Origin of the sequence: Pseudomonas putida (genome assembly GCF_022627325.1) — a bacterium.
Taxonomy (GTDB): Bacteria; Pseudomonadota; Gammaproteobacteria; order Pseudomonadales; family Pseudomonadaceae; genus Aquipseudomonas; species Aquipseudomonas putida_X.
In genome coordinates this window covers 165,739-182,727 of record NZ_JAETZZ010000012.1, presented here as the reverse complement: position 1 = coordinate 182,727, position 16,989 = coordinate 165,739, and the positions used below count along the sequence as shown (strand labels likewise).

Annotated in this window: 27 protein-coding genes; 26 read left to right on the top strand and 1 reads right to left on the bottom strand. The window is 57.3% G+C overall.

All coding sequences use genetic code 11. The annotated features are described in order from the left end of the window. Positions 1-11 precede the first annotated feature (11 nt). The 26 genes from rplB (at position 12) to bfr (ending at position 13,986) form a co-directional block, all read left to right on the top strand. Complete coding sequence (gene rplB, locus JNA92_RS19630; protein ID WP_012316518.1) at positions 12-836, top strand: 50S ribosomal protein L2; 825 nt, start codon at positions 12-14, stop codon at positions 834-836. Positions 837-852: 16 nt separating this feature from the next. Continuing rightward, the gene (gene rpsS / locus JNA92_RS19625; RefSeq protein WP_003255482.1) at positions 853-1,128 is read left to right on the top strand and encodes a 30S ribosomal protein S19; all 276 of its coding nucleotides are present in this window, start codon (positions 853-855) and stop codon (positions 1,126-1,128) included. Positions 1,129-1,139: 11 nt separating this feature from the next. Continuing rightward, the gene (gene rplV / locus JNA92_RS19620) at positions 1,140-1,472 is read left to right on the top strand and encodes a 50S ribosomal protein L22 (protein WP_003103908.1); all 333 of its coding nucleotides are present in this window, start codon (positions 1,140-1,142) and stop codon (positions 1,470-1,472) included. A 13-nt stretch (positions 1,473-1,485) separates the two neighbouring features. After that, positions 1,486-2,172: a 30S ribosomal protein S3 gene (rpsC, locus tag JNA92_RS19615; RefSeq protein WP_003255481.1), complete on the top strand. Its 687-nt coding sequence runs from the start codon at positions 1,486-1,488 to the stop codon at positions 2,170-2,172. 12 nt (positions 2,173-2,184) lie between these two features. Continuing rightward, entirely contained in the window at positions 2,185-2,598 is a 414-nt protein-coding gene (gene rplP, locus JNA92_RS19610; RefSeq protein ID WP_003255479.1) for a 50S ribosomal protein L16, read from the top strand. Further along, positions 2,598-2,789, top strand: a complete 192-nt coding sequence (gene rpmC, locus JNA92_RS19605) for a 50S ribosomal protein L29 (RefSeq protein WP_002555481.1) — start codon at positions 2,598-2,600, stop codon at positions 2,787-2,789. The genes rplP and rpmC overlap by 1 nt, the downstream gene beginning before the upstream one ends. A 2-nt stretch (positions 2,790-2,791) precedes the next feature. Beyond that, on the top strand, positions 2,792-3,058 hold the full coding sequence (rpsQ, locus tag JNA92_RS19600; RefSeq protein ID WP_008089812.1) for a 30S ribosomal protein S17: 267 nt from the start codon (positions 2,792-2,794) through the stop codon (positions 3,056-3,058). 23 nt (positions 3,059-3,081) lie between these two features. Further along, positions 3,082-3,450 carry a 50S ribosomal protein L14 gene (rplN, locus tag JNA92_RS19595; RefSeq protein ID WP_008089810.1) on the top strand — a complete coding sequence of 123 codons (369 nt, stop codon included), beginning with the start codon at positions 3,082-3,084 and terminating at the stop codon, positions 3,448-3,450. A gap of 11 nt (positions 3,451-3,461) precedes the next feature. Continuing rightward, entirely contained in the window at positions 3,462-3,776 is a 315-nt protein-coding gene (gene rplX / locus JNA92_RS19590; protein ID WP_016715319.1) for a 50S ribosomal protein L24, read from the top strand. Positions 3,777-3,796: 20 nt separating this feature from the next. Continuing rightward, positions 3,797-4,336, top strand: coding sequence for a 50S ribosomal protein L5 (gene rplE, locus JNA92_RS19585; RefSeq protein ID WP_012316517.1), 540 nt, complete (start codon positions 3,797-3,799; stop codon positions 4,334-4,336). A gap of 13 nt (positions 4,337-4,349) precedes the next feature. Beyond that, positions 4,350-4,655 (top strand): 30S ribosomal protein S14, encoded by a 306-nt coding sequence (gene rpsN / locus JNA92_RS19580; protein WP_012316516.1) that lies wholly within the window; start codon positions 4,350-4,352, stop codon positions 4,653-4,655. A gap of 208 nt (positions 4,656-4,863) precedes the next feature. Next, positions 4,864-5,256 (top strand): 30S ribosomal protein S8, encoded by a 393-nt coding sequence (rpsH, locus tag JNA92_RS19575; RefSeq protein WP_008089805.1) that lies wholly within the window; start codon positions 4,864-4,866, stop codon positions 5,254-5,256. A 12-nt stretch (positions 5,257-5,268) separates the two neighbouring features. Further along, complete coding sequence (rplF, locus tag JNA92_RS19570; RefSeq protein WP_009681972.1) at positions 5,269-5,802, top strand: 50S ribosomal protein L6; 534 nt, start codon at positions 5,269-5,271, stop codon at positions 5,800-5,802. 10 nt (positions 5,803-5,812) lie between these two features. Beyond that, on the top strand, positions 5,813-6,163 hold the full coding sequence (gene rplR / locus JNA92_RS19565) for a 50S ribosomal protein L18 (RefSeq protein ID WP_008089801.1): 351 nt from the start codon (positions 5,813-5,815) through the stop codon (positions 6,161-6,163). Positions 6,164-6,166: 3 nt separating this feature from the next. Beyond that, positions 6,167-6,667 carry a 30S ribosomal protein S5 gene (rpsE, locus tag JNA92_RS19560; protein ID WP_003255465.1) on the top strand — a complete coding sequence of 167 codons (501 nt, stop codon included), beginning with the start codon at positions 6,167-6,169 and terminating at the stop codon, positions 6,665-6,667. Positions 6,668-6,669: 2 nt separating this feature from the next. Then, the gene (gene rpmD / locus JNA92_RS19555) at positions 6,670-6,846 is read left to right on the top strand and encodes a 50S ribosomal protein L30 (protein ID WP_008089798.1); all 177 of its coding nucleotides are present in this window, start codon (positions 6,670-6,672) and stop codon (positions 6,844-6,846) included. 3 nt (positions 6,847-6,849) lie between these two features. Further along, a complete protein-coding gene (gene rplO / locus JNA92_RS19550) occupies positions 6,850-7,284 on the top strand; it encodes a 50S ribosomal protein L15 (protein ID WP_003255461.1) in 435 nt (144 codons plus the stop codon). Beyond that, positions 7,285-8,616, top strand: a complete 1,332-nt coding sequence (gene secY, locus JNA92_RS19545) for a preprotein translocase subunit SecY (RefSeq protein WP_003255459.1) — start codon at positions 7,285-7,287, stop codon at positions 8,614-8,616. A 28-nt stretch (positions 8,617-8,644) separates the two neighbouring features. After that, positions 8,645-8,761: a 50S ribosomal protein L36 gene (rpmJ, locus tag JNA92_RS19540; protein ID WP_002555468.1), complete on the top strand. Its 117-nt coding sequence runs from the start codon at positions 8,645-8,647 to the stop codon at positions 8,759-8,761. 131 nt (positions 8,762-8,892) lie between these two features. Further along, complete coding sequence (gene rpsM / locus JNA92_RS19535; RefSeq protein ID WP_012316515.1) at positions 8,893-9,249, top strand: 30S ribosomal protein S13; 357 nt, start codon at positions 8,893-8,895, stop codon at positions 9,247-9,249. An 18-nt stretch (positions 9,250-9,267) separates the two neighbouring features. Further along, complete coding sequence (gene rpsK, locus JNA92_RS19530; protein ID WP_003255454.1) at positions 9,268-9,657, top strand: 30S ribosomal protein S11; 390 nt, start codon at positions 9,268-9,270, stop codon at positions 9,655-9,657. Positions 9,658-9,672: 15 nt separating this feature from the next. Next, positions 9,673-10,293 carry a 30S ribosomal protein S4 gene (rpsD, locus tag JNA92_RS19525; RefSeq protein ID WP_012316514.1) on the top strand — a complete coding sequence of 207 codons (621 nt, stop codon included), beginning with the start codon at positions 9,673-9,675 and terminating at the stop codon, positions 10,291-10,293. A gap of 22 nt (positions 10,294-10,315) precedes the next feature. Then, entirely contained in the window at positions 10,316-11,317 is a 1,002-nt protein-coding gene (locus JNA92_RS19520; RefSeq protein ID WP_003255452.1) for a DNA-directed RNA polymerase subunit alpha, read from the top strand. Between the two features lie 42 nt (positions 11,318-11,359). Further along, positions 11,360-11,746: a 50S ribosomal protein L17 gene (gene rplQ, locus JNA92_RS19515; protein ID WP_003255451.1), complete on the top strand. Its 387-nt coding sequence runs from the start codon at positions 11,360-11,362 to the stop codon at positions 11,744-11,746. A 172-nt stretch (positions 11,747-11,918) separates the two neighbouring features. Continuing rightward, entirely contained in the window at positions 11,919-13,358 is a 1,440-nt protein-coding gene (locus JNA92_RS19510) for a catalase (protein WP_241806275.1), read from the top strand. Positions 13,359-13,521: 163 nt separating this feature from the next. Then, positions 13,522-13,986, top strand: a complete 465-nt coding sequence (bfr, locus tag JNA92_RS19505) for a bacterioferritin (protein ID WP_012316512.1) — start codon at positions 13,522-13,524, stop codon at positions 13,984-13,986. A 67-nt stretch (positions 13,987-14,053) separates the two neighbouring features. On the opposite strand, the gene uvrA is transcribed toward bfr, so the two are convergent. Next, the gene (uvrA, locus tag JNA92_RS19500) at positions 14,054-16,888 is read right to left on the bottom strand and encodes an excinuclease ABC subunit UvrA (RefSeq protein ID WP_241806274.1); all 2,835 of its coding nucleotides are present in this window, start codon (positions 16,886-16,888) and stop codon (positions 14,054-14,056) included. Positions 16,889-16,989: the final 101 nt, after the last annotated feature.

The window sequence follows — 16,989 nt, the reverse complement described above, 5'->3', positions numbered from 1 at the left end:
AGGGGTGCATCATGGCAATCGTTAAATGCAAACCGACTTCCCCTGGCCGCCGTTTCGTGGTCAAGGTGGTCAACCAGGAGCTGCACAAAGGCGCTCCTCACGCACCGCTGCTCGAGAAGAAATCGAAGTCTGGTGGTCGTAACAACAATGGCCGCATTACCACTCGTCACGTTGGTGGTGGTCATAAGCAGCATTACCGTCTGGTCGACTTCCGTCGCAACGACAAAGATGGCATCCCAGCCACTGTCGAGCGTATCGAATACGATCCAAACCGTACTGCTCACATCGCCCTGCTGTGCTACGCAGACGGTGAGCGTCGCTACATCATCGCCCCTAAAGGCGTGAGTGCTGGCGACCAGCTGATCGCAGGTGCTCTGGCCCCAATCAAGGCCGGTAACTCCCTGCAGCTGCGCAATATCCCAGTAGGTAGCACCATTCACGGCATCGAACTGAAGCCGGGTAAAGGTGCTCAGATCGCTCGTTCCGCTGGTGCTTCGGCTCAGCTGATCGCTCGTGAAGGCGTCTACGTGACTCTGCGTCTGCGTTCCGGTGAGATGCGTAAAGTACTGGCTGAGTGCCGTGCGACCCTGGGCGAAGTCTCGAACTCCGAGCACAGCCTGCGCTCGCTGGGTAAAGCTGGTGCCAAACGCTGGCGCGGCGTTCGCCCAACCGTTCGTGGTGTTGCCATGAACCCGGTTGACCACCCACATGGTGGTGGTGAAGGTCGTACCTCCGGTGGTCGTCATCCGGTATCGCCATGGGGCTTCCCAACCAAGGGTGCTAAAACCCGTGGTAATAAGCGTACCGACAACATGATCGTCCGTCGTCGCAAGTAACTAGAGGGATACGACAGTGCCACGTTCTCTGAAAAAAGGTCCTTTTATCGATCTTCACCTGCTGAAGAAGGTCGAAGTGGCGGTGGAGAAGAATGATCGCAAGCCAGTTAAAACCTGGTCGCGTCGTTCGATGATCCTGCCACAAATGGTCGGTCTGACCATCGCGGTTCACAACGGTCGCCAGCATGTCCCAGTTCTCGTGAACGAAGACATGGTCGGCCACAAACTGGGCGAGTTCGCCGGTACCCGCACCTATCGCGGGCACGTGGCTGACAAGAAAGCCAAGCGTTAAGGGGTAAGGAAATGGAAGTAGCCGCTAAGTTGTCGGGCGCTCGCATCTCCGCCCAGAAAGCCCGCTTGGTCGCCGACCAGATCCGCGGGAAGAAGGTGGGCGAAGCGCTCAACCTGTTGGCCTTCAGCAGCAAAAAAGCCGCTGAAATCATGAAGAAAGTCCTCGAGTCGGCCGTTGCCAACGCCGAACACAACGAAGGCGCAGACGTTGATGACCTGAAGGTCTCCACCGTCTTCGTCAACGAAGGGCGTTCGCTGAAGCGCATCATGCCACGTGCCAAAGGCCGTGCTGATCGCATCGTCAAGCGGTCTTGCCATATCACTGTCAAGGTTGCGGACAAGTAACGGAGTCGATCAGATGGGTCAGAAAGTACATCCCACTGGCATTCGCCTGGGAATCGTCAAGGAGCACACCTCCGTCTGGTACGCAGACGGTGCTACTTACGCAGATTACCTCTTGAAGGATCTGAAAACGCGTGAGTACCTCCAAGACAAACTAAAAAGCGCGTCCGTAAGCCGTATCGATATTCATCGTCCGGCTCAAACTGCACGCATCACCATCCACACCGCTCGTCCCGGTATCGTTATCGGTAAGAAAGGTGAAGATGTCGAGAAGCTGCGTCAGGACCTGACCAAGCAGATGGGTGTGCCTGTGCACATCAACATCGAAGAGATCCGCAAGCCGGAACTCGACGCTATGCTGGTTGCGCAGAGCGTAGCTCAGCAGCTGGAACGCCGCGTAATGTTCCGTCGCGCCATGAAGCGCGCCGTACAGAACGCCATGCGTATTGGTGCCAAGGGCATCAAGATCCAGGTGAGCGGTCGTCTCGGCGGTGCTGAGATTGCTCGTACCGAGTGGTATCGCGAAGGGCGTGTGCCTCTGCACACCCTGCGTGCCGATATCGACTACAACACCTACGAAGCTCACACCACTTACGGTGTGATCGGTGTGAAGGTTTGGATCTTCAAAGGCGAAGTTATTGGTGGTCGCCAAGAAGAACTGAAACCACAAGCACCAGCGCCTCGTAAAAAAGCTGCTAAGTAAGGGGTACGCCAAATGTTGCAACCAAAGCGTACAAAATTCCGCAAGCAGATGACCGGCCACAACCGTGGTCTGGCACTGCGCGGTAGCAAAGTCAGCTTCGGCGAGTTCGCCTTGAAAGCTGTTGCTCGCGGTCGCCTCACCGCCCGCCAGATCGAGTCGGCACGTCGTGCTCTGACCCGTCACGTTAAGCGTGGCGGTAAGATCTGGATCCGTGTCTTCCCGGACAAGCCGATCTCCAAGAAGCCTCTCGAGGTTCGTATGGGTAAAGGTAAGGGTTCCGTGGAATACTGGGTTGCCCAGATCCAGCCAGGCAAAGTCCTGTACGAGATCGAGGGTGTTTCTGAAGAGCTGGCGCGCGAAGCTTTCGCCCTGGCTGCTGCAAAGCTGCCTCTCGCCACCTCCTTTGTTAAGCGGACGGTGATGTGATGAAAGCGAATGAACTTCGTGAAAAATCTGCACAGCAACTGAATGAGCAACTGCTCGGCTTGCTGCGCGACCAGTTCAATCTGCGTATGCAGAAGGCAACTGGCCAGTTGGGGCAGTCGCACCTGCTCTCGCAAGTTAAGCGTGACATCGCTCGCGTGAAAACTGTGCTTAACCAGCAGGCAGGTAAGTGATCATGGCTGAAGCTGAAAAAACCGTCCGTACGCTGACTGGCCGTGTCGTCAGCGACAAAATGGACAAGACCATCACCGTTCTGATCGAGCGTCGCGTCAAGCACCCGATCTACGGTAAATACGTTAAGCGTTCGACTAAGCTGCACGCGCACGACGAATCCAACCAGTGCAAAATCGGCGACAAGGTTTCCATCCGTGAAACCCGTCCGCTGGCCAAGACCAAGTCCTGGGCACTGGTTGAAGTCCTCGAACGCGCTGTTGAAGTCTAAGGGCTAGGGGTCGGAGAAATTTTATGATTCAGACTCAATCCATGCTCGATGTGGCCGATAACAGCGGCGCTCGTCGCGTCATGTGCATCAAGGTGCTCGGCGGTTCGCACCGCCGTTACGCCGGCATCGGTGACATCATCAAAGTAACCGTCAAGGAAGCAATTCCGCGCGGTAAGGTCAAAAAAGGCCAGGTGATGACCGCTGTTGTCGTCCGTACCCGTCACGGTGTACGTCGCGCTGACGGTTCCATCATTCGTTTCGACGGCAACGCTGCTGTTCTGCTGAACACCAAGCAAGAGCCGATCGGCACTCGCATCTTCGGGCCAGTGACCCGTGAACTTCGTACTGAGAAGTTCATGAAGATCGTCTCGCTCGCCCCTGAAGTGCTGTAAGGAGATCCGACATGCAAAAGATTCGTCGTGACGACGAGATCATCGTGATCGCCGGCAAAGACAAAGGTAAGCGCGGTAAGGTGCTGAAGGTTCTCGCTGACGACCGTCTGGTCGTTGGTGGTGTGAACCTGGTCAAGCGTCATACCAAGCCTAACCCGATGGCGGGCGTTCAGGGCGGTATCGTCGAAAAAGAAGCGCCTCTGCACGCTTCCAACGTTGCCATCTTCAATGGCGAAACCAACAAGGCTGACCGCGTTGGTTTCAAAGTAGAAGACGGTAAGAAAATTCGTGTCTTCAAGTCGACCCAAAAAGCGGTTGATGCTTGAACACTGCTAGGTAGAAGACCATGGCACGACTGAAAGAGATTTACCGGAACGAAATCGCTCCTAAGCTTAAGGAAGAACTTAAGCTGTCGAACGTGATGGAAGTTCCGCGCGTTACCAAGATCACCCTGAACATGGGTCTGGGCGAAGCGATCGGCGACAAGAAAGTCATCGAGCACGCTGTTGCCGACCTGGAAAAGATCACTGGTCAAAAGCCGGTTGTGACTTTCGCTCGTAAATCCATCGCGGGCTTCAAAGTCCGTGAAGGATGGCCGATCGGTGTCAAGGTGACCCTGCGTCGCGAAAAGATGTACGAATTCCTGGACCGCCTGCTGGCGATCTCCCTGCCTCGGGTCCGCGACTTCCGCGGCCTGAATGCCAAGTCCTTCGATGGTCGTGGCAACTACAGCATGGGCGTGAAAGAGCAGATCATCTTCCCGGAAATCGATTACGACAAGATCGATGCTCTGCGCGGTTTGGACATCACCCTGACCACCACTGCTCGTTCGGATGACGAAGGCCGCGCTCTGCTGCGTGCATTCAAATTCCCGTTCCGCAACTGATTGGAGTAGGAAAATGGCCAAGAAGAGCATGAAAAACCGCGAGCTGAAGCGTCAGCTCACGGTAGCCAAGTTCGCCAAAAAGCGTGCTGAGCTGAAAGCGACCATCGTCAATCTGAACGCCTCTCCTGAAGAGCGTTTCGCTGCCGTTGTCGCTCTGCAGAAGCAGCCACGTGATGCCAGCGCTGCGCGTCTGCGCAACCGTTGCCGCCTGACCGGTCGTCCTCACGGTGTTTACCGTAAGTTCGGCCTGGGCCGTAACATGCTGCGTCAAGCGGCAATGCGCGGTGACGTACCAGGTCTGGTCAAGGCCTCCTGGTAATCGCTGTAGGCGTGACGCTGGCGGAAGGGGAGTGATCTTCCGACCGCCGGTGTTCTCGCCAACAAACAAGCCCCTTCTTGGGGCTTGTTTCGTTTCTGTCTTGTGTCTAGAATGACCGGCTCACCTGAGCCTGGGGTTTTACCCTGCCTGCTTGGGTGGTTGTGATAGCCGCAAGGCTAATAATTCTTGTATCAGGAGCATCTAGCCCATGAGTATGCAGGACCCGTTAGCGGACATGCTAACTCGCATCCGTAATGCCCAGATGGCTGAAAAGTCCGTCGTAAGCATGCCTTCCTCCACTCTGAAGGTCGCGGTTGCCAAAGTTCTGAAAGACGAAGGTTACATCGCTGGCTACCAGGTTACTGGTGAGGCCAAGCCGTCCCTGTCGATCGAACTCAAGTACTTCGAAGGCCGTCCGGTCATCGAGGAACTGAAGCGTTCCAGCCGTCCTGGCCTGCGCCAGTACAAGTCCGTCACAGACCTGCCGAAAGTTCGTGGCGGCCTGGGCGTGTCTATCGTCTCCACCAACAAAGGTGTGATGACTGACCGCGCTGCGCGCGCTGCCGGTGTCGGCGGCGAAGTTCTGTGCACAGTGTTCTAAGGGGAGATAGGCATGTCTCGCGTCGCTAAGAACCCCGTTAAGCTGCCAGCTGGTGTCGAAGTCAAATTCGCCGGTCAGCAGCTTTCGGTGAAGGGTGCCAAAGGCACTCTCGAACTGAACGTTCACTCGTCTGTTGAAGTTACCGAAGAGTCCGGCGAACTGCGTTTCGTCGCTCGCAACGGTGATCAGCAAGCTCGCGCCATGGCCGGTACTACCCGTGCTCTGGTCAACAACATGGTCCAGGGCGTAAGCCAAGGCTTTGAGCGCAAGCTCCAGCTGGTCGGTGTTGGTTACAAGGCACAGGCCAAAGGCACCGTCCTGAACCTGGCTCTGGGCTTCTCGCATCCAGTGGACTACGAACTGCCAGCCGGTATCACTGCTGAAACTCCCAGCCAAACCGACATCCTGATCAAGGGTATCGACAAGCAGCTGGTAGGTCAGGTGGCCGCTGAAATCCGCGACTTCCGTCCACCAGAGCCTTACAAAGGCAAGGGTGTGCGTTACGCGGACGAAGTAGTCCGTCGTAAAGAAGCCAAGAAGAAGTAGGGCCTAGCAAATGACCGACAAAAAAGTTACTCGACTGCGTCGCGCTCGCAAAGCACGTCTCAAGATGCACGAACTCGAAGTCGTGCGCCTGTGCGTGTTCCGCTCCTCGCAGCACATCTACGCCCAGGTCATTTCGGCCGACGGCAGCAAGGTTTTGGCAAGTGCCTCGACCTTGGACAAAGACCTGCGTGATGGCGCCACTGGCAACATCGACGCGGCCACTAAGGTTGGCAAGCTGGTAGCTGAGCGTGCGAAAGCCGCCGGTGTATCTCAAGTTGCCTTTGACCGTTCCGGCTTCAAGTACCATGGCCGCGTCAAAGCGCTGGCTGATGCTGCTCGTGAAGGCGGGCTGGAGTTCTAAGTTATGGCAAATAACGATCAAAAGCGCGACGAAGGCTACATCGAGAAGCTGGTTCAAGTTAACCGCGTAGCTAAAACCGTTAAAGGCGGCCGTATCTTCACCTTCACCGCGCTGACCGTGGTGGGTGACGGTAAAGGTCGCGTCGGCTTCGGCCGTGGCAAATCGCGCGAAGTACCTGCCGCGATCCAGAAAGCCATGGAAGCTGCTCGTCGCAACATGATCCAGGTTGACCTGAAGGGCACCACCCTGCAGTACGCCACCAAGGCCGCCCACGGCGCCTCGAAGGTTTACATGCAGCCTGCTTCGGAAGGTACCGGTATCATCGCCGGCGGCGCCATGCGTGCTGTCCTGGAAGTTGCTGGTGTTCAGAACGTCCTGGCCAAGTGCTACGGTTCGACCAACCCAGTGAACGTGGTTTACGCCACCTTCAAGGGTCTGAAAGCCATGCAATCTCCTGAGTCCATTGCTGCCAAGCGCGGCAAGAGCGTTGAGGAGATCTTCTGATCATGGCAACCGTAAAAGTAACGCTGATCAAGAGCGTCTCGGGCCGTATCCCTAACCACAAACTGTGCGTTAAAGGTCTGGGTCTGCGTCGCATCGGTCACACTGTAGAAGTCCAGGATACTCCCGAGAACCGCGGGATGATCAACAAGGCTTACTACATGCTGCGCGTCGAGGGTTAATCGATGAAACTCAATGATCTGAGTCCAGCGCCGGGTTCCCGTCGCGAAAAGCATCGTCCGGGTCGTGGTATCGGTAGCGGTCTGGGTAAGACCGGCGGCCGTGGCCACAAAGGTCAGACCTCCCGTTCGGGTGGTTCGATCGCTCCGGGCTTCGAAGGCGGTCAACAGCCGCTGCACCGTCGCCTGCCGAAGTTCGGCTTCGTTTCCCTGAAAGCCATGGATCGCGCAGAAGTGCGTCTGTCCGAACTGGCTAAAGTGGAAGGCGACGTGATCTCCGTGCAATCCCTGAAGGATGCCAACGTGATCAACCAGCACATTCAGCGTGTGAAAATCATGCTGTCTGGCGAAGTTACTCGCGCAGTCACCATCAAGGGTATCGCAGCCACCAAGGGTGCGCGTGCGGCTATCGAAGCAGCTGGCGGCAAATTCGAGGAATAAATGGCTAAGCAAGGTGCTCTCTCTTCGCTCGGTAAGGGCGGGATGTCGGAACTCTGGGCTCGTCTGCGCTTTCTGTTCATGGCGATCATCGTCTATCGGATAGGTGCGCATATCCCGGTTCCAGGCATCAATCCGGACCGTCTGGCGGATCTGTTTCGGCAGAATGAGGGGACCATTCTTAGCTTGTTCAACATGTTTTCCGGTGGCGCGCTCGAGCGCATGAGCATCTTTGCATTGGGGATCATGCCGTACATCTCGGCATCGATCATCATGCAGCTGATGACGGCGGTCAGCCCGCAACTGGAGCAGTTGAAGAAGGAAGGTGAAGCTGGCCGTCGCAAGATCAGCCAGTACACCCGCTACGGCACCGTTATTCTGGCGCTGGTTCAAGCCATTGGCATGTCCATTGGCCTGGCCAACCAGGGCGTGGCGTTTTCTGCGGGCCTTGGCTTCCATGTCGTCGCGGTTTCCACGTTTGTGGCAGGCGCGATGTTCATGATGTGGCTGGGTGAGCAGATCACCGAGCGCGGTGTGGGCAACGGTATCTCGATGTTGATCTTCGCAGGTATCGTTGCCGGTCTTCCGAGAGCAATCGGGCAGTCTTTCGAGTCTGCGCGCACAGGCGATATCAACATTTTCGCCCTGGTCGCTATCGGTTTGCTGGCAGTAGCGATTATCGGCTTTGTGGTGTTCATTGAGCGTGGTCAGCGTCGTATCGCCGTTCACTACGCCAAGCGTCAGCAGGGCCGTAAGGTCTTTGCAGCGCAGACCAGCCACTTGCCGCTGAAAGTGAACATGGCGGGGGTTATCCCGGCCATTTTCGCGAGCAGCATTCTGCTGTTCCCGGCTTCGCTGGGTGCCTGGTTCGGTCAGTCCGAAGGTATGGGCTGGCTGCAGGACATCTCGCAGTCGATCGCTCCTGGTCAGCCGTTGAACATTCTGCTGTTTAGTGCAGGGATCATTTTCTTCTGCTTCTTCTACACAGCGTTGATGTTCAACCCGAAAGACGTAGCGGAAAACCTGAAGAAGTCCGGTGCCTTTATTCCGGGTATCCGTCCTGGTGAGCAGTCGGCGCGCTACATTGATGGCGTTCTGACTCGTTTGACCATGTTCGGTGCTCTTTACATGATGGCCGTCTGCCTTCTGCCCCAGTTCCTGGTGGTGGCAGCAAATGTGCCGTTCTACCTTGGCGGGACCTCGTTGCTGATTGTGGTAGTGGTTGTGATGGACTTCATGTCCCAAGTACAATCGCACCTCGTTTCGCACCAGTACGAATCCCTGATGAAGAAAGCCAACCTGAAAGGCTACGGTGGCAGCGGTTTGCTGCGCTGATACGCCCCTAAGGTTCGAGGAGTCGGTAATGAAAGTTCGTGCATCGGTGAAAAAGCTGTGCCGCAACTGCAAGATCATCCGTCGCGAAGGCGTCGTACGAGTGATCTGCAGCGCGGAACCGCGTCACAAACAGCGCCAAGGCTGAGTGTGATCTGCGTTTCAAACCCAGCAGCTAGTGTGCTGCTGGGTTGATTATTCGTTTCTACAGCGATATTATCTCGCGCCCTATTTCTTGGCTTCCGGGGCGTAGGTAGCTGTCAATTGGAGTCCCACTGAATGGCCCGTATTGCAGGCGTCAACATTCCAGATAACAAGCATACTGTTATCTCGCTGACCTACATCTATGGTGTCGGTCGCACAACTGCACAGAAGATCTGTGCAGATGCTGGTGTAAATCCAGCCGCTAAGATCAAGGATCTGAGCGACGAGCAAATCGAAACCCTGCGTGGCGAAGTTGCGAAGTTCACCACCGAAGGTGACCTGCGTCGTGACGTCAACATGAAGATCAAGCGCTTGATGGACCTGGGTTGCTACCGCGGCCTGCGTCATCGTAAAGGTCTGCCGGTTCGCGGTCAGCGCACCAAGACCAACGCACGCACCCGTAAGGGCCCGCGTAAGCCGATCCGCAAGTAATCGCCCAGGAATATAGACATGGCAAAACCTGCTGCTCGTCCTCGTAAGAAAGTCAAAAAGACAGTGGTTGATGGCATCGCCCACATCCATGCGTCTTTCAACAACACCATCGTGACCATCACCGACCGTCAGGGCAATGCTTTGTCCTGGGCGACCTCCGGTGGCTCGGGTTTCCGTGGTTCGCGCAAATCCACCCCGTTCGCAGCTCAGATCGCTGCTGAGCGTGCTGGTCAAGCTGCGCTGGAATACGGTCTTAAGAACCTCGACGTAAACGTCAAGGGTCCAGGTCCAGGTCGTGAGTCCGCCGTTCGTGCATTGAACAGCTGCGGCTACAAGATCGCCAGCATCACCGACGTGACGCCAATCCCGCACAACGGGTGCCGTCCGCCGAAGAAGCGCCGCGTGTAATCAGGAGACAGAAGAATGGCACGTTACATTGGTCCAAAATGCAAACTGTCTCGTCGTGAAGGCACCGACCTGTTCCTGAAGAGCGGCGTTCGCGCTCTGGAATCGAAGTGCAACATCGAAGCAGCCCCAGGTATCCACGGCCAGCGCCGTGGCCGTCAGTCCGACTACGGTACCCAGCTGCGCGAGAAACAAAAAGTCCGTCGTATCTACGGTGTTCTGGAGCGTCAGTTCCGCGGTTACTACCAAGCTGCTGCCTCGAAAAAAGGCGCAACCGGTGAGAACCTGCTGCAACTGCTCGAGTGCCGTCTGGATAACGTCGTCTACCGTATGGGCTTCGGCTCGACTCGTTCCGAGTCCCGTCAGCTGGTTTCGCACAAAGCGATCAGCGTCAACGGTAAGACTGTAAACATTCCATCCTACCAAGTTCGTCCGGGTGACGTGGTCGCGGTTCGCGAGAAGTCGTCGAACCAGCTGCGCATTGTTCAAGCCCTTGAACTGTGCGCCCAGCGTGGCCGCGTTGAGTGGGTAGACGTAGATTCCGCTAAGAAGTCGGGCGTTTTCAAGAACGTTCCTGCTCGCGGCGACCTCTCTGCCGACATCAACGAAAACCTGATTGTCGAGCTCTACTCCAAGTAAGGGCTAGAAAATAGGTGCATCCATGCAGATTTCGGTAAATGAGTTCCTGACTCCCCGCCATATTGATGTGCAGGTAGTCAGTCCGACCCGCGCCAAGATCACGCTCGAGCCTCTCGAGCGTGGCTTCGGCCATACCCTGGGCAACGCGCTGCGCCGCATCCTGTTGTCCTCCATGCCTGGCTGTGCAGTAGTCGAGGCCGAGATCGATGGCGTACTCCATGAGTACTCCGCGATCGAAGGTGTACAGGAAGACGTAATTGAAATCCTGTTGAACCTTAAAGGTCTGGCTATCAAACTGCACGGTCGTGACGAAGTTACGCTGACCTTGTCGAAAAAGGGTTCGGGGGTGGTTACCGCTGCCGATATTCAGCTGGATCACGATGTCGAGATCGTCAACCCCGATCACGTAATCGCGAACCTGGCGTCCAACGGCGCCCTGAACATGAAGCTCACTGTAGCTCGTGGTCGCGGTTACGAGCCGGCTGACTCCCGTCAAACCGACGAAGACGAAAGCCGTAGCATTGGCCGTCTGCAGCTGGACGCTTCGTTCAGCCCGGTGCGTCGTATCGCCTATGTGGTCGAGAACGCCCGTGTTGAACAGCGTACCAACCTGGACAAGCTGGTCATTGATCTGGAAACCAACGGCACCCTGGATCCTGAAGAGGCTATCCGCCGCGCTGCGACCATCCTGCAACAGCAGTTGGCCGCGTTCGTCGACCTCAAAGGTGACAGCGAGCCTGTCGTAGTCGAGCAGGAAGACGAGATCGATCCGATCCTGCTACGTCCGGTTGACGACCTGGAACTGACTGTACGTTCGGCCAACTGCCTCAAGGCGGAGAACATCTACTACATCGGCGACCTGATTCAGCGTACCGAAGTAGAGCTGTTGAAGACTCCTAACCTGGGCAAGAAGTCCCTGACTGAAATCAAGGACGTGCTGGCCTCTCGTGGTCTGTCTCTCGGCATGCGCCTCGACAACTGGCCGCCTGCAAGTCTTAAGAAAGACGACAAGGCGACCGCCTGATCGTCGTAATCACCGAACGTAGTGTTTGGTAAGGAATGAATCATGCGTCATCGTAAAAGTGGACGTCACCTGAGCCGTACCAGCTCTCACCGCAAAGCTATGTTCCAGAACATGGCTGTGTCGCTGATCGAGCACGAGCTGATCAAAACCACCCTGCCGAAAGCCAAGGAACTGCGCCGCGTTGCCGAGCCGCTGATCACCCTGGCCAAGGAAGACAGCGTTGCTAACCGCCGTCTGGCCTTCGACCGTACCCGTTCGAAGTCCGCTGTTGGCAAACTGTTCAACGATCTGGGCAAGCGTTACGCCACCCGTCAGGGCGGCTACCTGCGCATCCTGAAGTGCGGTTTCCGCGCTGGCGACAACGCGCCTATGGCGTACGTCGAGCTGGTTGATCGTCCAGTCGGTGGTGCTGTAGAAGCTGCCGAGTAAGACGTTCTGTCTGCTACAAAAAACCGGGCCTAGTGCCCGGTTTTTTGTTTTTATAGGAATTGTTTTTTTCTATCGATACGACACGTGCAATGAATTTGTTCTGAATCGACCGCTCGTCGATACTCCTATCCAAGCCGATTCGCCGGCAGTTCAAAACCGATATGGAGAGCCCATGAGCAAGATTCTCACCACCGCCAGCGGTGCCCCCGTAGCTGACAATCAGAATTCCCGCTCTGCTGGCCCGCGCGGCCCGTTGTTGCTCGACGATTTCCACCTGATCGAGAAGCTCGCTCACTTCAACCGCGAGAACATTCCTGAGCGGCGTGTACATGCCAAAGGCTCGGGAGCCTATGGCACGTTTACCGTCACCCACGACATCACTCGCTACACCAAGGCCAAGCTGTTCGACACGATTGGTAAGCAGACGGAAACCTTCCTGCGCTTTTCCACCGTCGGCGGCGAGCGTGGTTCGGCTGACACCGAGCGTGATCCTCGCGGCTTTGCGGTAAAGTTTTACACCGAGGAAGGCAATTGGGACATCGTCGGCAACAACACGCCGGTTTTCTTCATCCGCGATCCGCTCAAGTTCCCGGATTTCATCCACACCCAGAAGCGCCATCCGCAATCAAACCTGAAGAACGCTCAGATGATGTGGGATTTCTGGTCGCACTCGCCTGAAGCGCTGCACCAGGTCACCATCCTGTTCTCCGATCGCGGCATTCCGGACGGCTACCGGCACATGCACGGCTTCGGCAGCCACACCTATAGCTTGATCAGCGCTACCGGCGAGCGCACATGGGTCAAATGGCACTTCAAGACCCAGCAAGGTATCAAGAACCTTACGCCAGCCGACGCTGCGCGCCTGGCGGGTACAGACCCTGACTACGCCCAGCGTGACCTGTTCGAGGCCATCGAGCGCGCAGACTTCCCCCGTTGGACCGTGTGCATTCAGGTCATGACTGAGGAGGAGGCAGCCAGCCGCGAAGAAAATCCGTTCGATGTGACCAAGACCTGGTCGCAGAGGGACTATCCGTTGATCGAGGTGGGTGTCCTGGAGCTCAACCGCAACCCGCTCAACTATTTTGCTGAAGTCGAGCAGGCTGCGTTTGGCCCGAGCAACATGGTGCCGGGCGTTGGGCTGTCCCCAGACCGCATGCTGCAGGGCCGCGTTTTCGCCTATGCCGATGCGCACCGGTACCGTGTGGGCACCAACCACCAGCAGTTGCCGGTCAACGCGCCACGCTGCCCGGTCAATAGCTACCAGCGTGATGGATCAATGGCGTTTGGTAGCTATGGCAGTGCACCCAATTACGAGCCCAATAGCTATGGCGATGCGCCTAAGCAGTCGCCTGGCCATGGCGAACCTGCATTGGCCCTCAAAGGCGCTGCGGACCGCTACGATCACCGTGAAGACAATGACTACTACAGCCACGCCGGTGCACTGTTCCGCTTGATGAACGATGAACAAAAGGCACTGCTGATCAGCAATATCGCCGGAACCATGGCAGGTGTCAGTCAAGATGTCATTCAACGACAACTGCAGTACTTCTTCAGGGCTGATCCGGCCTATGGTGAAGGCATTGCCAAGGCATTGGGCGTGAATCTCGCCTAACTCGAAGTGATAAGAAGAACCGCCCTCATTTGGGCGGTTTTTCAATGAATATCACTACTGTTTACCTGATTTTTGCCCCTGATTGCGCATTTTTCAGTGACCGTGGGCAATTCCTGGTTCAAACTATGTCTCATTAGACGTATCCACACGGAGAATCAGGGCGATGCAAGGTCACCCGGACGTAATCAATTATCTCGTCACGTTGCTGAAGGGCGAACTGGCCGCACGCGACCAGTACTTCATTCACTCGCGCATGTACGAAGACTGGGGCCTGTCCAAGCTCTACGAACGCATCAACCATGAGATGGAAGAGGAAACCCAGCACGCCGATGCGCTGATGCGGCGTATCCTCATGCTCGAAGGCACCCCCGACATGCGCGCGGATGACCTGGAAGTGGGTAGCACTGTGCCGGAAATGATCGAAGCGGACCTCAAGCTCGAGTACAAGGTTCGTGCGGCCTTGTGCAAAGGCATCGAGCTGTGTGAGCTGCACAAGGACTACATCAGTCGCGATATCCTGCGTGCGCAGCTGGCCGATACCGAAGAAGATCACACCTACTGGCTTGAGAAGCAGCAGGGCCTGATCAAGGCCATCGGCCTGGAAAACTACCTGCAGTCGCAGATGTAAGTTATCCACAGATAAAAAAGAGCCCCAGGCACCATCCGTGCCTGGGGCTTTTTCATGGGCTACCAGATCAGGCCCGGTCACGCTCCAGAAGCGGTTTCAGATAGTGCCCTGTGTACGACTGCTTCATCTTGGCCAGTTCCTCCGGGGTACCGCTGGCAATAATTTGCCCACCCTTCGAGCCACCCTCTGGGCCCAGGTCGACCAACCAGTCCGCGGTCTTGATCACATCGAGGTTGTGCTCGATAACCACCACCGTGTTGCCGTGGTCGCGCAGGCGGTGCAAGACGTCCAGCAACTGCTGAATATCGGCGAAGTGCAGGCCCGTAGTCGGCTCGTCAAGGATGTACAGGGTCTTGCCAGTATCGCGTTTGGACAGCTCGCGTGAGAGCTTGACCCTTTGCGCTTCACCCCCCGACAGTGTGGTCGCCGACTGGCCCAGCTTGATGTAAGACAGGCCTACATCCATCAAGGTTTGCAGCTTGCGCGCCAGCGCCGGCACCGCATCGAAGAATTCGCGCGCATCCTCGATGGTCATTTCCAGGACCTCGTGGATGTTCTTGCCTTTGTATTTGATCTCCAGGGTTTCGCGGTTGTAGCGCTTGCTCTTGCACACGTCGCACGGCACGTAGATGTCCGGCAGGAAGTGCATTTCCACCTTGATCAGCCCATCGCCCTGGCACGCCTCGCAACGGCCGCCCTTGACGTTGAACGAGAAACGCCCCGGGCCGTAGCCGCGTGAGCGCGATTCCGGCACGCCGGAAAACAGCTCACGAATCGGGGTGAAGATGCCGGTATAGGTCGCCGGGTTCGAACGCGGTGTGCGGCCGATCGGGCTCTGGTCGATGTCGACGACTTTGTCCAGGTGCTGCAGGCCATCCATGTTGCTGTGCGGTGCGGCTTCCAGGCTGCTGGCACCGTTGAGGGCAGTAGCGGCCAGGGGATACAGCGTGTTGTTGATCAACGTCGACTTGCCCGAGCCGGATACGCCAGTCACGCAGGTCAGCAGGCCGATCGGGATTTCCAGGTCAACGTTCTGCAGGTTGTTGCCTCGCGCGCCCTTGAGCTTGAGGGACAGCTTTTTGTCGCGGGGCGTGCGTTTGGCAGGGACGGCGATTTTCTTGCGGCCGGACAGGTACTTCCCGGTCAGCGAGTCGGGATGTGCCATGACTTCTTGCGGCGTACCCTCGGCAACGATCTGGCCACCGTGTACGCCGGCACCTGGGCCGATATCCACCACGTAGTCCGCCAGGCGAATGGCGTCTTCGTCGTGCTCGACCACGATCACGGTGTTACCCAGATCGCGCAGGTGGTTGAGGGTGGCGAGCAGGCGGTCGTTGTCGCGTTGATGAAGACCGATGGACGGTTCATCAAGGATATACATCACCCCGACCAGCCCCGCACCAATCTGGCTGGCCAGGCGGATCCGCTGCGCTTCGCCGCCGGACAAGGTGTCGGCACTGCGATCCAGGGTGAGGTAATCCAGGCCAACGTTAACCAGAAACTGCAGGCGTTCGCAGATTTCCTTGAGGATCTTTGCCGCAATTTCACCGCGACGCCCGGTCAGGGTCAGCTCACCGAAGTAGCTGCTGGCTTCACCGATAGGCAGGTTGGTCACCGCCGGCAGGGTTTTTTCGCCAACCCAGACATGCCGTGCTTCCCGGCGCAGGCGGGTGCCGCGGCAGTCGGGGCAGGGCTGGGTGCCGAGGAACTTGGCCAGCTCCTCACGCACCGTGGCCGACTCGGTTTCGCGGTAGCGCCGCTCCAGGTTGGGCACGATCCCTTCGAACGGGTGCGAACGCTTGACGATGTCGCCACGGTCGTTCAGGTACTTGAAGTCAACGCTCTGCTTGCCACTGCCTTGCAGGATTACCTTCTGGTGCTCGGCCGACAGCTCGCCAAACGGTTCCTCCAGGCTGAACCCATAATGCGCTGCCAGCGAACCCAGCATCTGGAAGTAGTAGACGTTACGCCGATCCCAGCCGCGGATAGCGCCCTCGGCCAATGTCAACTCGCTGTTGACCAGGCGCTTGATATCGAAAAATTGCTTTACCCCCAGGCCATCGCAGGTCGGACAGGCGCCGGCCGGGTTGTTGAACGAAAACAGCTTGGGCTCCAGTTCGCTGATCGCATGGCCGCACACCGGGCAGGCGAAGCGAGCGGAGAAGATCGTCTCTTCGCCTTCTTCATCGTCCATCGGGGCGACCAGGGCGATGCCGTCGGCCAGCTTGAGGGCGGTCTCGAATGACTCGGCAAGGCGTTGTTGCAGGTCGGCGCGGACCTTGAACCGGTCCACCACCACATCGATGCTGTGTTTCTTCTGCTTGTCCAGCTTAGGCAGTTCGTCGAGTTCGTAGAGCTTGCCGTTGACGCGTGCCCGAACGAAGCCTTGGGCACGCAGTTCGTCGAACACGGCCAGGTGCTCACCCTTGCGCTCGCGCACTACCGGTGCCAGCAGCATGAGCTTGCTGCCTTCCGGGCGCTCCAGCACCAGGTCGACCATCTGGCTGACGGTCTGCGCCTCCAGCGGAATGTCGTGGTCCGGGCAGCGCGGAGTACCCACGCGGGCATAAAGCAGGCGCAGGTAGTCGTAGATTTCGGTGATGGTGCCTACCGTCGAGCGCGGGTTGTGCGAAGTCGACTTCTGCTCGATGGAGATGGCAGGCGACAGGCCTTCGATCGTGTCGACGTCAGGTTTTTCCATCATCGACAGGAATTGCCGGGCGTAGGCCGACAGCGATTCCACATAGCGGCGCTGACCCTCGGCATACAAGGTATCGAATGCCAGGGAAGACTTCCCGGACCCGGACAAGCCGGTGATCACGATCAGCTTGTCCCGCGGCAGGGTCAGGTCGATGTTCTTCAGGTTGTGGGTACGTGCCCCACGAATAAGGATCTTGTCCACTGCGGCCTCGCTTGGCGGGCATAAACAAGGAAGTATACGGGGCGCTGCCAGTACGCGGCAAAGCGTCACGTAGATGCCGTCAAGCTGTCGGACTGATAGAA

What these genes read in the sequence shown, in the direction of transcription:
- JNA92_RS19520 (WP_003255452.1), top strand. Translation starts at nt 10,316, where the DNA reads ATGCAGATTTCGGTAAATGAGTTCCTGACTCCCCGCCATATTGATGTG.
- rplB (WP_012316518.1), top strand. Translation starts at nt 12, where the DNA reads ATGGCAATCGTTAAATGCAAACCGACTTCCCCTGGCCGCCGTTTCGTG.
- rpsQ (WP_008089812.1), top strand. Translation starts at nt 2,792, where the DNA reads ATGGCTGAAGCTGAAAAAACCGTCCGTACGCTGACTGGCCGTGTCGTC.
- rpsH (WP_008089805.1), top strand. Translation starts at nt 4,864, where the DNA reads ATGAGTATGCAGGACCCGTTAGCGGACATGCTAACTCGCATCCGTAAT.
- rplE (WP_012316517.1), top strand. Translation starts at nt 3,797, where the DNA reads ATGGCACGACTGAAAGAGATTTACCGGAACGAAATCGCTCCTAAGCTT.
- rplP (WP_003255479.1), top strand. Translation starts at nt 2,185, where the DNA reads ATGTTGCAACCAAAGCGTACAAAATTCCGCAAGCAGATGACCGGCCAC.
- rpmD (WP_008089798.1), top strand. Translation starts at nt 6,670, where the DNA reads ATGGCAACCGTAAAAGTAACGCTGATCAAGAGCGTCTCGGGCCGTATC.
- rplX (WP_016715319.1), top strand. Translation starts at nt 3,462, where the DNA reads ATGCAAAAGATTCGTCGTGACGACGAGATCATCGTGATCGCCGGCAAA.
- rplN (WP_008089810.1), top strand. Translation starts at nt 3,082, where the DNA reads ATGATTCAGACTCAATCCATGCTCGATGTGGCCGATAACAGCGGCGCT.
- rpmC (WP_002555481.1), top strand. Translation starts at nt 2,598, where the DNA reads ATGAAAGCGAATGAACTTCGTGAAAAATCTGCACAGCAACTGAATGAG.
- JNA92_RS19510 (WP_241806275.1), top strand. Translation starts at nt 11,919, where the DNA reads ATGAGCAAGATTCTCACCACCGCCAGCGGTGCCCCCGTAGCTGACAAT.
- rpsD (WP_012316514.1), top strand. Translation starts at nt 9,673, where the DNA reads ATGGCACGTTACATTGGTCCAAAATGCAAACTGTCTCGTCGTGAAGGC.
- rplF (WP_009681972.1), top strand. Translation starts at nt 5,269, where the DNA reads ATGTCTCGCGTCGCTAAGAACCCCGTTAAGCTGCCAGCTGGTGTCGAA.
- secY (WP_003255459.1), top strand. Translation starts at nt 7,285, where the DNA reads ATGGCTAAGCAAGGTGCTCTCTCTTCGCTCGGTAAGGGCGGGATGTCG.
- rplQ (WP_003255451.1), top strand. Translation starts at nt 11,360, where the DNA reads ATGCGTCATCGTAAAAGTGGACGTCACCTGAGCCGTACCAGCTCTCAC.
- bfr (WP_012316512.1), top strand. Translation starts at nt 13,522, where the DNA reads ATGCAAGGTCACCCGGACGTAATCAATTATCTCGTCACGTTGCTGAAG.
- rpmJ (WP_002555468.1), top strand. Translation starts at nt 8,645, where the DNA reads ATGAAAGTTCGTGCATCGGTGAAAAAGCTGTGCCGCAACTGCAAGATC.
- rpsM (WP_012316515.1), top strand. Translation starts at nt 8,893, where the DNA reads ATGGCCCGTATTGCAGGCGTCAACATTCCAGATAACAAGCATACTGTT.
- rplR (WP_008089801.1), top strand. Translation starts at nt 5,813, where the DNA reads ATGACCGACAAAAAAGTTACTCGACTGCGTCGCGCTCGCAAAGCACGT.
- rplO (WP_003255461.1), top strand. Translation starts at nt 6,850, where the DNA reads ATGAAACTCAATGATCTGAGTCCAGCGCCGGGTTCCCGTCGCGAAAAG.
- rpsE (WP_003255465.1), top strand. Translation starts at nt 6,167, where the DNA reads ATGGCAAATAACGATCAAAAGCGCGACGAAGGCTACATCGAGAAGCTG.
- rpsK (WP_003255454.1), top strand. Translation starts at nt 9,268, where the DNA reads ATGGCAAAACCTGCTGCTCGTCCTCGTAAGAAAGTCAAAAAGACAGTG.
- rpsC (WP_003255481.1), top strand. Translation starts at nt 1,486, where the DNA reads ATGGGTCAGAAAGTACATCCCACTGGCATTCGCCTGGGAATCGTCAAG.
- rpsN (WP_012316516.1), top strand. Translation starts at nt 4,350, where the DNA reads ATGGCCAAGAAGAGCATGAAAAACCGCGAGCTGAAGCGTCAGCTCACG.
- rplV (WP_003103908.1), top strand. Translation starts at nt 1,140, where the DNA reads ATGGAAGTAGCCGCTAAGTTGTCGGGCGCTCGCATCTCCGCCCAGAAA.